This is a genomic window from Sphingobium sp. DC-2 (assembly GCF_000722555.1).
Lineage (GTDB): Bacteria > Pseudomonadota > Alphaproteobacteria > Sphingomonadales > Sphingomonadaceae > Sphingobium > Sphingobium quisquiliarum.
This window is the reverse complement of sequence record NZ_JNAC01000146.1, coordinates 1-10494: the sequence shown is the minus strand read 5'-3', so window position 1 is coordinate 10494 and position 10494 is coordinate 1. Positions and strand designations below refer to the sequence as shown.

At 64.4% G+C, this 10494-nt stretch carries 10 protein-coding genes and 1 pseudogene; 6 read left to right on the top strand and 5 right to left on the bottom strand.

Features of this window, described 5'->3' with window-relative positions; all coding sequences use genetic code 11:
• The first annotated feature begins 101 nt into the window (after nt 1-101).
• The 3 genes from ET21_RS0123170 to ET21_RS0123160 all read left to right on the top strand — a co-directional run bounded on the left by ET21_RS0123170 (nt 102) and on the right by ET21_RS0123160 (nt 2056).
• Nucleotides 102-878: a hypothetical protein gene (locus ET21_RS0123170; RefSeq protein WP_237751657.1), complete on the top strand. Its 777-nt coding sequence runs from the start codon at nt 102-104 to the stop codon at nt 876-878.
• Between the two features lie 96 nt (nt 879-974).
• Nucleotides 975-1373: an antitoxin Xre-like helix-turn-helix domain-containing protein gene (locus ET21_RS0123165; protein WP_007686501.1), complete on the top strand. Its 399-nt coding sequence runs from the start codon at nt 975-977 to the stop codon at nt 1371-1373.
• Nucleotides 1373-2056: an RES family NAD+ phosphorylase gene (locus ET21_RS0123160; protein WP_013041559.1), complete on the top strand. Its 684-nt coding sequence runs from the start codon at nt 1373-1375 to the stop codon at nt 2054-2056. The genes ET21_RS0123165 and ET21_RS0123160 overlap by 1 nt, the downstream gene beginning before the upstream one ends.
• A gap of 44 nt (nt 2057-2100) precedes the next feature.
• Here the strand turns inward: ET21_RS0123160 and ET21_RS0123155 are convergent, their stop codons facing one another.
• The 5 genes and pseudogenes from ET21_RS0123155 to ET21_RS27405 form a co-directional block, all read right to left on the bottom strand.
• Nucleotides 2101-2451, bottom strand: a complete 351-nt coding sequence (locus tag ET21_RS0123155; protein WP_193378990.1) for a hypothetical protein — start codon at nt 2449-2451, stop codon at nt 2101-2103.
• 64 nt (nt 2452-2515) lie between these two features.
• A pseudogene (locus tag ET21_RS26235) lies at nt 2516-3492 on the bottom strand (ParB/RepB/Spo0J family partition protein).
• Nucleotides 3493-3539: 47 nt separating this feature from the next.
• Nucleotides 3540-4742 (bottom strand): AAA family ATPase, encoded by a 1203-nt coding sequence (locus tag ET21_RS0123145; protein ID WP_007688084.1) that lies wholly within the window; start codon nt 4740-4742, stop codon nt 3540-3542.
• Nucleotides 4743-4937: 195 nt separating this feature from the next.
• The gene (locus ET21_RS0123140) at nt 4938-6026 is read right to left on the bottom strand and encodes a replication initiation protein (protein ID WP_007688083.1); all 1089 of its coding nucleotides are present in this window, start codon (nt 6024-6026) and stop codon (nt 4938-4940) included.
• A 386-nt stretch (nt 6027-6412) separates the two neighbouring features.
• Nucleotides 6413-6613: a hypothetical protein gene (locus tag ET21_RS27405; RefSeq protein WP_013041755.1), complete on the bottom strand. Its 201-nt coding sequence runs from the start codon at nt 6611-6613 to the stop codon at nt 6413-6415.
• 79 nt (nt 6614-6692) lie between these two features.
• Here ET21_RS27405 and ET21_RS0123135 point away from each other — a divergent pair, with 79 nt between their 5' ends.
• From ET21_RS0123135 to ET21_RS0123125, 3 genes are all read left to right on the top strand, one after another.
• The gene (locus tag ET21_RS0123135; RefSeq protein ID WP_007688082.1) at nt 6693-7019 is read left to right on the top strand and encodes a single-stranded DNA-binding protein; all 327 of its coding nucleotides are present in this window, start codon (nt 6693-6695) and stop codon (nt 7017-7019) included.
• Between the two features lie 61 nt (nt 7020-7080).
• On the top strand, nt 7081-7947 hold the full coding sequence (locus ET21_RS0123130) for a toprim domain-containing protein (protein WP_030541558.1): 867 nt from the start codon (nt 7081-7083) through the stop codon (nt 7945-7947).
• Between the two features lie 66 nt (nt 7948-8013).
• Nucleotides 8014-10464 carry a strawberry notch-like NTP hydrolase domain-containing protein gene (locus tag ET21_RS0123125; protein WP_030541557.1) on the top strand — a complete coding sequence of 817 codons (2451 nt, stop codon included), beginning with the start codon at nt 8014-8016 and terminating at the stop codon, nt 10462-10464.
• Nucleotides 10465-10494: the final 30 nt, after the last annotated feature.

The window sequence follows — 10494 nt, the reverse complement described above, 5'->3', positions numbered from 1 at the left end:
TTGATATTACATGATATTATTGAAATGTAGCCTATTTTGTCGGCTGACACGATGCCGCGCAGACCATCGCTCTGGCCGCTCGCTTCGGGGCCGACCGCCCGATGCAAGCCGAAGACGCGCTGGCGGAGGAAGCGATCGGCAGGGCGATCACGCTAATGAAACAGGCCGGCGCGGATGACGAGACCCCCCTGCCCTTCGCGGGTCTGGCCCGCCTGCACGCGCTGCTGCGCGCCGATCCGCGGTTCGCGCCGCTGGAGCGCGCGGTGCAAATCCGTTCGTTTGGGAACCGCGCGGTGGCGATCGAGCAGGCCGCCACGCGCACCCCGCTCTGGGCGGTCGATGCCGCGCTGGGGCGGCTGCTGACCGCGTCCGGCGCGTGGGCCCGCGCCCTCCCCTGCCCCGGCGCGGTGACGGCGCAAACGCTGCAGCCGCAGCTCTGGCCGGGCGAACGCGCCATGCTGGCGGCCCGCAGCCTCCAGCGCAGCGTGACCCGGCTTGCCGAGCTGGTCGCGCAAGCGCGGCGGCGCGCGGTGCTGATGCGCGAGCAGTTGGGGCACCTGCGCTCGAGCGCGCGGGCACCGCAGGTGTGGATCCTGCTCGCTGGTTTTGCGCCACTCGGGCTCGATCAGATCACCTGGGCGTTCGGGATCAGTCGGCGCGGCACCTATGCGATCGGCGACGCCCTTGTGGCGGCGCGCATGGCACGGCGGGAGACGGTCAAGGGGAAGGCCCTGCTGGTCGTCGAAGAACCGGGAAGGGATGGGCAGCCGGCGTCTTTGGACCAGGCTACCGCCCTCCCCCATGCGGCTCTTGCCGAGTTCGACGCGGCGATGGGTGAGATCGACCGGCTGCTCGCCGGCAGTTCTGGCCATCCCTGACGGGGCATCGCGCGCATTCGGCGTGTATGAAAACTGATCTCTTCTTGACGTTATGTACAGATATCATACATAGACAGAGAAAGAAGGAGATGGCCAATGGCCACAACTGCCCATTCCGGCGTCCCCGCCAAAGCGCCCAGCCGCAAGGATCTGAGCGGTCCGGCGCTGCGCACCTTTTTCCGCATTGCCGACGCCTGGGACCTCAAGGAAGCCGAGCAGATGAAGCTTCTCGGGCTCGACAGCCGCTCGACCTTCCAGACCTGGAAGCGCGGCGCGGTCGCGGCGATTCCCAAGGATGCGCTGGAGCGCATCTCCTATGTCATGGGGATCTACAAGGGGCTGAAGATGCTCCTGCCCCGTACCGCCAACGAATGGGTACGCAAACCCAATGAGGCGCCGCTGTTCGCCGGACGCCCGGCGATCGAGCGGATGGCCTCGGGCAATGTCGCCGATCTCTACGTGGTGCGTCAATATATCGACGCGCAGCGCGGCTGATGGATGCCATTGCGACGACGCAAGTGCGGTGGCAACCGTGCTACCGGATCGTCGCAAGCCGGTTCCCGCCCATATCGCTGTTTGAGGATGTCGCGGATCCGGCCGACCTGGAAGCGGTCTATGCGATCGAGGCGATGACCAACGACCGGCTTCGCGACGAGGTCGGGGACCTCGCCCTCGTCCCACCGGAGGACCGCGTATCGGGACCCGGAACATCGGCGATCATGGCAGCGTTCACCCACCTAAATCCCGATGGCAGCCGGTTCTGTGACGGCAGTTTCGGGCTGTTCTACGCTGCCAGCACCATCGAGACTGCGGTTGCCGAGACGCGCCATCACCGAACCCGCTTCATGGCGTACACCCACGAACCGGCGCAGGAACTCGACATGCGCGTCTACGCGGTCGACCTGGACGCCATGCTCCACGATATTCGCGGCCTGCGCGATGAACGCCCTGCCCTCTACGCCCCGGACAGCTATGCCGCCGGCCAGGCGCTTGGCCGGCACCTGCGTGAGCAAGGTTCGGATGGCATCGTGTACCAAAGCGTGCGCGACGCCGACGGCGAGTGCGCCGCGGTGTTCCGCCCTCGCCTACTCGCCAACAGCCGACAGGAGCGGCACCTGTGCTACGTTTGGGATGGCCGGGCGATTGTCACCGTCTACGAGAAGAAGACATTCGCCTAAAGGTCCTGCGGACAAGCTAACCTTTCGGCCTTGAGTGACGCCTGTCAGGAATAGACCCCGGCAGCCATACGATCGAGATCTTCCATGACGATATCGATATCGCCATTCGCAACCAATTCCGCGGCCGTTTTCCCAACTCCAGAAATGGGTTGATGCTTGAACCAGATAACCGCCTTGCCTTCTTCGCCTGCAAGTTCTGCCGCTCGCCTTATAACTCGGGCTATTTCCTCCAGTTTAATCTGCACGGTCGGGGCGGAGGGATACAGAGTCATGGCCTTAGGATCCAGGCGAGCAACGCGAGCCAAATGCGCCATGGAGAAGCGCAGGCGCTCCGCCAGACGACGGGGCGAGATGATCTCATTCTCGCGAATGTCATCCTGGAAGGCTGCAGTCATAGGGCAGTCCATATTCAACATGTGAAGACAAAACTCTCACGTCTCAGAACCGCTGAAGATTGTCCTAGCTCCAATGCTGATCGAGCAGCGCTTTCAACGCGGCCTCCGCTTCAGCCCGCGTACCACCGGCATGCGGGAGCAAGGTAAGTTTGAGACCCTTACGATCCACCGCCTCCACTTTCAGCAATGGTTTCCCCCCTTCGGACACGATCGTTTCCGGCTTTCCTGACTTCTTGGGGGATCCTGACCTCTTGGGGGGATCGGCGGCCAGAGCGAGCGCGCGTATGATATCGGGGACCGGCATCGGTGCTGCGCGATCGGACTGCACCTGAGCGAGACGTCCCGCCTCGGCGAACACACGCTGCCGCCGATCCTCCGGTTTCAAGAGAGGCTTGATCGCGGTGACATGCTTGATCCTGAGATCCTGCGGAAGGGCGAAGGCCGCCATCAGTTCCGCCGGCAGCCGGGCAAGGTCGAGATAGCGGCTGAGCCAGCTTTCCGTGACATTGATCCGCTCGGCCATCACCTTCTGCCGCGCCCGCGCTCCAGATCGGTGAGATCGTCGCGCGCCCGATTCTCGAGGTCAGCGAGACGGAAGGCCTCCTCGTCGGTAAGGCTACGGATATCGACGAGAAAGCGGAAATCCGGATAGTTGTGGGCGCGCAGCCAACTGATCGTCCAATGCCGGCGCGCGCCGCAAATCACCTCGAAATCGAAGGCAGGATCGTCCTTCACGCGGCGAACGATGGCGGGCATTTCTTGCTTGCCCTGCGCCTTGATGCTCTCGATGAGGTCGGCGCACCGCTCCTCATTGAGGAGCGCATATTCGCGGTTATGCCCCGCCCACATTCGGCAGCGCGCGGGATCGACAAGCTCATGGGTGCGCGAGACGACGCTGCCCGTCGCCAATTCGGCAAGCCGGCTTTCCCGGCCCGCCAGCACGCTCGCACCGATGCCAGGGCGCCGCGCCGCTGGGGCTTGCGCCCCCGGGTCGATTCCGGCGACCAGATCAGCCGCGAAGTTGGCGTTCTTCTTGCTCATCATCCACCCCTTCTACCCGGAATTGCACCGGTGCAATTTTGCTCGCATCAGGCGAGTCCCTCCTTGCGAAGCCGCGTCAAATGGCTCGGCCACATCGACCGAATGTCGACCTCAATTTCACTGTTCACGCCATCAAGATAGGCAAGGCAGCGGTTGCGCACCGTCGAACTGGTGACCGGGCCGTCCAGCTCGTAGACGGTCATCAGCCGCGCCGTTGCATTGTCGATTTCGGCCGAATCCTTGAGCGGCGTACGGACGATCGCGTGACCGAAAAGGGTTCGCATCAGGTTCAGCAGTTCCTTCTGCATCGACTTATTCTCATCGACCTTGGACGCCACAAAGCGCAGGAACTGCAGCGACGGCGCCAAGCCGCGATCGGCCAGCGTCTCTATGGTCTCATCGAGCATGGCGAGGAAGGCCGCCGTCGACGAGAAGTCCATCACCGTCGGCGGAACCGGCACCACCAGCGCATTGGCCGCGCGCAGCACCGAAAGCGAGATCGCGCCGAGCGCCGGAGGCGGATCGAGAACCACCACATCGAACCGATCGGCAATGCTCGCGATGCCTTGCGCCATGCGGTCGATCAGGTTCCCCTGCCCCCGCGCCATGCGCGCTGCGATTTCATATTCCGACTGGAACAGCCGCAGATTGGCCGGAACAAGCTCGAGGCCGTCGAAGTGGGTCTTGCGCAGGGCATAGTCGAGCGACTCCATGTCGTCGTGCCGCAGGAATGGATAGAGCGTGTCCTCCTCGGTCAGGTCGAGGTCGGGCACATAGCCGAATAGCGTGGTTGCCGACGCTTGGCTGTCGCAATCGATGAGAGCCACCCGGTAGCCCTTGATCGCGAGATATTGGGCCAGGTGCACCGAAAGAGTCGATTTCCCCACCCCGCCCTTGAAGTTCTGCACCGCGATAACGCAGCAGGGATCGGTTGCGGCCCGCCAGGGCCGGGTGCCGAACAGTCCGCGCATGTCGTTGAGCTGCGCCAGGGTATAGCCGACACGCCGATTATTCTCGGTTCGCGGAGGCGGCGGCAAGCGGCCGTCCTTCTCGGCCTCGCGAATGGCCGCCGCGGTTCGGCCGACCAGTTCCGCGGCCTTGCCAATCGGGAACGTCGGCTCGCGCCGCTCGTCCGCCCGGGCACTCCGCGCGGAGTCGCGGAGCCGCTCGAGGACAGAGCTGGTCCGTTGTGCGAGCGTCGAGACGGACAGCAGGTCCTGCGTGCCCTCAATGTCGAGTGATGCAGCCAAGAGAGGCCCCCTTGCGAAACTAGAGGGGGCATAGCTCAATTTGCACTTTTAGGTCAATCGAAGGCTGATTTTCGCAAGTCGGCCCAGCCCGAAGGGCGAAACTTGCCCAATCTGCGCCGCAGACCTTTTGCGCCCCCTCGCAACCTGACCCCTTGGGGGCAGTTCACCCCGAAATTGCACCGGTGCAATTTCGGCTCAGGGGCGCCCGCGTCGTGCCAGGAAACTCTCGCAGAAGCCGGTCCAGGATGCGATCAGCTTGGCGCCCTTGAGCTTCGCCAGCCTTTCGCCCATCTGCGCGCGATAGGCATCGGCAATGAGATCGATGTCCCAACCGCCGCCAGCCGAACGGCCGATGGCCGCGAGCGTGTCCGAGCCAAAGCGGATCGTGCCGTTCGGGAAGGTGACCTCCCCTGCCCCAGCCTTATCCTTTGACACCAAGGCCGCCACCGCCGCCTGTGTGACAGCCTCGACGGCAACGGTCTCCACCTCGTCCTCGCGCCGCGCCTTTCTGCCCGCAGAGTGCCGACCGATCTCATCCACGGTCGCGATTTGGGCCGGAGCATCCTTGGGCTCAAAGCGGAATTCGATTTCGGTGACAGTTCTGCCCTGGCGGATCTCCCGCCACTCCACGCGAAAATGGGCGAGCTGGTCGATTTCGGCCTTCGCCTTTTCGAGAACTTTGCGGCGCAGCTGCGCGAAATCCTTGTAGACGTCCGGCGCGATGCCGAGCAGTGCACGCAGCGCCGTCATGTCGCCCTTCCAGAGCGACTGGCGCCTATGCAGCCTCAGCGCCCCGATCTCGTACAGCTTGAGCGCATAGGTTGATCGGAAGCCGAGCACCGCCTGGCGGTTCAGGACCGCATAGGTCTCCGATTCCTGGATCAGCTTTCGGGCTTCGGGCGTGAACTCCCACTCGATCCACCCAGCGTCCGCGCCCTCTTCGTCTTCCGCTTCTTCGCGCGACGACGAGATAAGCGAAAAGCGCAGCGTCGCCTTCTTGCCGCGCCAGGACTTGTCGTCGACCGCGAAAAGCGTGCGGTGCAATTCCTCGAGCATATCCGAGATGCGCTCATTGCCCTTGTGGCCGCGGCGAATGTCCGCCTTTCGCATCTTGTGCGGGCGGTCCTCCCAGGCATCACCGCCCGCGGTCAAAATCATCAGCGCAAGCAAACGCGAAGCAGTCAGGCTAAGCGACTGGCCTTTGACGAACTTGACCTCGACGATGCTGCCGGGCTTGGCGAACTCGTCACCGCCCTTTGCCTGCAGGGCGGCAGCCACCCGCATCGCCCGTCCCGGAGAAGCGTCATCGCCGGTGGGGGAGGGCGTTACAGCGTGATCTAGGGCTTGCTCGTCATCCATGCCATGAAGTCTGCGCCGATTCGTCCAGCGTGGGAGAAAATCTGCCTGACCTGTCCTCATGCGTCAAGTCAGGGCAGGATAGACACCGGATTCGGCCCCCAAGAGGTCAGGATGGAACTTCGCTCCGAAGCAGCAAACCATGAGGAAGTGCGGCGAGTCGCGTTTCCAAGCGCCCGGACCCGCGCAAACGGCAGCGCGGACGCCGAAGAAAGTCCCTGACGAACGCTATGGCGAGCGAATCACTCCAGCAGGAAGCTGTCCCCCATACGGTCAGGAAGGCCCCAGCAGGTCAGGTTGCATCCCCCGATCGGTCAGGGAAGCGCCCCCGGAAGGGCAGGCAAAATCCCCCGTCCGGTCAGGATAAGCTTGCTCAAACCCGCAGAAATGCTGTGCTTTCGGCCTCCTGAATCTGAATCCTTTTGAATCGGAAAAGCTTCCGCTGCGAGCAGCGGCGTTTTGATTCTTTTTATTTTGAGAAAGAGATCGGCGTCGCGCCTGATGCAATCGTTCAATCCCCCCGCCTGGAGGGATACGCGAAGTTAGCCGCCTACGATAGGCTGCCGGCCAAATGACCTTGCGCATGGAGGGTGCATGATCAACTTCGCCAAGTTCGAGATCATCGGCCGGATCGGGGAAATCGACGCGCGGCCGAAAGTCACCCTGCTGTCGGTCTGCGCGAATTATCGCCGCAAGGGTGACGATAACGAATGGCAGGAAGACAGCCACTGGAACCGCGTGAGCGTCTTCAGCGAAGGCCAGCGAAAACATATCGCCGACCGGGCTCAAGTCGGGGATCTCGTGCGCATAGCCGGACGGCTCAAGGACAACTCCTATGAACGCGACGGCGCGACGCACTACACAACCGATCGCATCGTCGAGGAATTCGGGATCCTGGCACCCAAAGGCATGCCGGGGTGAAATATCGGGGAGGGGAGGGCGCAATCAGCAGCGGCGCTCCACCACTTCCGAGGATTAGTCGATGCCCACAGCTGCTCCCCATCGCGCCAAAGCCATTGTCGAAGCCCTGGGTGGGATCTGGCGCGGTACGCGCGGCGAATGCCGGTGCCCGGCACATAACGATCATGGTCCCAGCCTGTCGGTACGCCTGGGCGAGCGGGCGATCCTGTTCCACTGCTTTGCCGGCTGCGACACGCGCGATGTTCTGGCTGCTTTGCGCCGGCGCAAACTTCACGATGCGGAGCCGCTCACAATGCCGCGCCCGAAGGCGGCCGCGGACCATCGCGCTCTTGCACTTCGCCTATGGAAGGCGAGCCAGCCCATCGCCGGATCTCCAGCGGCCGATTATCTGGCGGCGCGCGGTCTGCCGCCTCCCTATCCGCGTTGCCTGCGCTACAACCCGCGCACCATCGTCGGGGCCGGTGAGCGCCGCCGGTTCTTTCCGGCGATGATCGCCGCGGTCGAGAATGATCTGGGGGTTGTCGCCGTCCAGCGGACCTGCCTCGATCTCGCCGACATCCTGCACAAACCCATGCCAAAGCCGAAGATTGCCCTTGGCCTTCTCGGCGACGCGGCCATTCGTCTGGCGCCGGCCGGCGAGGAGCTTGGCCTTGCCGAAGGCATCGAGGACGCCCTTTCAGCAATGGCCTGGTTCGGAACGCCCACCTGGGCGCTGGGCGGGGTCGAACGCCTTGGGCTTGTCGCCATCCCCGAACGGGTCAAGCGTATCATCGTCTATGGCGATCGCGGTGCCGCCGCTGCCGCCATGCTCAAAAAAGCCCGCCCCCATCTCACAGCCAATGGACGCGAACTGGTGCTCCGGCTGCCGGAACGGCACGCGGACTGGAATGATGCTTGGCGTGTCCGCCGGGCCGCCGAGGCGGCCTGAAAGGGGAGGGAGCCTTCCGGCTGATGACCTGGCGCTGATGCCAGGTGTCAGACCTGGAGATGCCCCATGGCCACACACCCCCTCGCGCTCACGCTGCCGCTCGATGATCCCGCCCGTACCGCTGCTCAAGGCATAGCCGACCGGCTGTCCGAAGGATGTCCGGTTGCACGTAACGACCTCCTTGCCGAAATGACCTCCGCTTTCGGTGGCTCGAGCGCCGATGGCCTGTGGTCATTGCGCGACGCCTACGATGTGCTCGAACTCGCGCAGGTCCTCCATCTGAAGAACGCGACGCTCCCGGCAGATGCGAATGCGCGGCTCGCCCAGCTGATCGCTATGACGGCGGCGCTTCCCACGCAAAGCGTGCGTAGCGAAACGCAGATCGCGTTCCAGCAATTCTCGACACCGGCGCCGATCGGCTTCCTTGCCGCCAAGGCAGCCGCGATCACGGCACACGATATCGTGCTCGAGCCCTCGGCCGGGACCGGCCTCCTGGCCGTACACGCCCATCTCGCCGGCGCGCGCCTCCTTCTCAATGATATCGATGCCTGGCGCACGCGTTTGCTGCGTCACGCCTTTCCCGAAGGCAGGCTGAGCACGCATGATGGCGAACTGATCGACGATATGCTCGATCCGCAACTGGTGCCGAGCGTCGTGCTCCTCAATCCGCCCTTCTCGCGAAGCCAGGGGCGCGCGCGCGATCGCCATGCCGCGCTTCGCCATTTGCGCTCCGCGCTGTTGCGGCTTGCTCCAGGCGGGCGCTGCGCCGTTATTCTCCCCGACCGCATCGAGACGGAGGACGCGGATTGGCTGCACGCCACTGCGGGCGCGCATGCCCGGCTGCATCTCGACCTGCCGCCCGATGCCTATGCCAAGCACGGCACCGGCCAGGCAGTCCAGCTCATACTCCTCGAAAAGGACGGGGCAGGGGGCTCGGTCCCGCGCCAGACCTGCACGACGCTCGGCGCTGCGCTTGCGGCCATCGATGCGATGGCGACCCCATGCGCGCCGCAGCCGCAGCCGATCTCCCGCCCCAGCGGATTGTTCCGGGGCCTCACGCGGCGGACCCGCCCCGTCTGCTCGCGTGCGGCGGTGACCCTGCCCACGACCCGCGCGGTCGCCTATCACCGTCTCGACGCGCCCGCACCCGCGGGCGAACCGCAAGGGATTTACCTGCCCTATCGGCCGAGCCGTCTGCTGATTGCCGATGCTCGTGAGCACCCAAGCGCGCTGGTCGAATCGCAGGCAATGGGATCGATTGCCGCACCCCCGGTCGCTTATGAACCCGTGCTGCCGGCCAGGATCCTGGACGACGGCCTGCTCTCGGACGCGCAGCTCGAAACGCTGATCTACGCTGGCGCGGCGTTCGAGCGCGATCTTCCCGGGCGGTTCATATCCAGCGAGGAGGGTCTTTCGCTGTCGCCGGCAGAGGCCGGTAACGCCTATCGGACCGGCTTTTTCCTTGGCGATGGCACGGGCGCCGGCAAGGGGCGGCAGGTGGCAGGCGTCATCCTCGACCAGTGGTTGCGTGGCAACCGCCGCCACCTCTGGATATCCAAGAGCGAGACGCTGGTCGAAGACGCTCGCCGGGACTGGTCGGCGCTTGGCGGCTTGCCGCTCGACATCCAGCATCTCAACCAGTGGAAGCTCGGCACCCCGATCGCGCTGGGCGATGGGATCCTCTTCCTGACCTATGCCACCCTGCGCTCCAACCGCGGCGACAGGGGCACGCGGCTGCGCCAGCTGATCGAATGGATGGGTGAGGATTTCAGCGGCGTCATCGTTTTCGACGAGGCGCATGAAATGGCCGGGGTGGCCGGCGGCGAGGGCCGGTTCGGCGCCACGAAAGGGTCCGAGCAGGGCATTGCCGGCGTCCGCCTGCAAAATCTCGCTCCGCGCGCCCGGATTCTCTACGCCTCGGCGACGGGCGCCTCGGATGTCAACAATCTTGCCTATGCGACACGCCTCGGATTGTGGGGACCGCAGACGGCCTTCGCCGACCGGCGGGCCTTCGTGGAATCCCTGCGCCGAGGCGGCATCGCGGCGATGGAGTTGATCGCCCGCGACCTCAAAGCGCAGGGCCTCTATGCCGCGCGGGCGCTCAGCTTCGCCGGCGTCGAATATGACATCCTCGAGCATCGGCTCAGCGAAGAACAGATCGCCGTCTACAATGCCTATGCCGATGCCTGGGCGATCATTCACAACAATCTGCAGGCCGCGCTCGCCGCCACGCGCGTCACCGACGGCTTCAGCGGTGCCACCTATAATAGCGGCGCGAAGGCCGCGGCATTGTCGATCTTCGGATCGACCAAGCAACGCTTCTTCGGCCAGATCCTGCTGTCGATGAAGCTGCCCTCGCTGATCCCGGCGATCACCGCCGATCTCGCGCGCGGCGACTGCGCCGTCGTCCAGCTCGTGTCGACCTCGGAAGCGATGCTCGATCGTGCCCTTGCCGACCTGTCCCCCGAGGAGCGCGCCTGGCTCGATATCGAGCTGTCCCCGCGCGAATTCCTGTAATGTTGAGCTCAACATTACACATATTCTTTG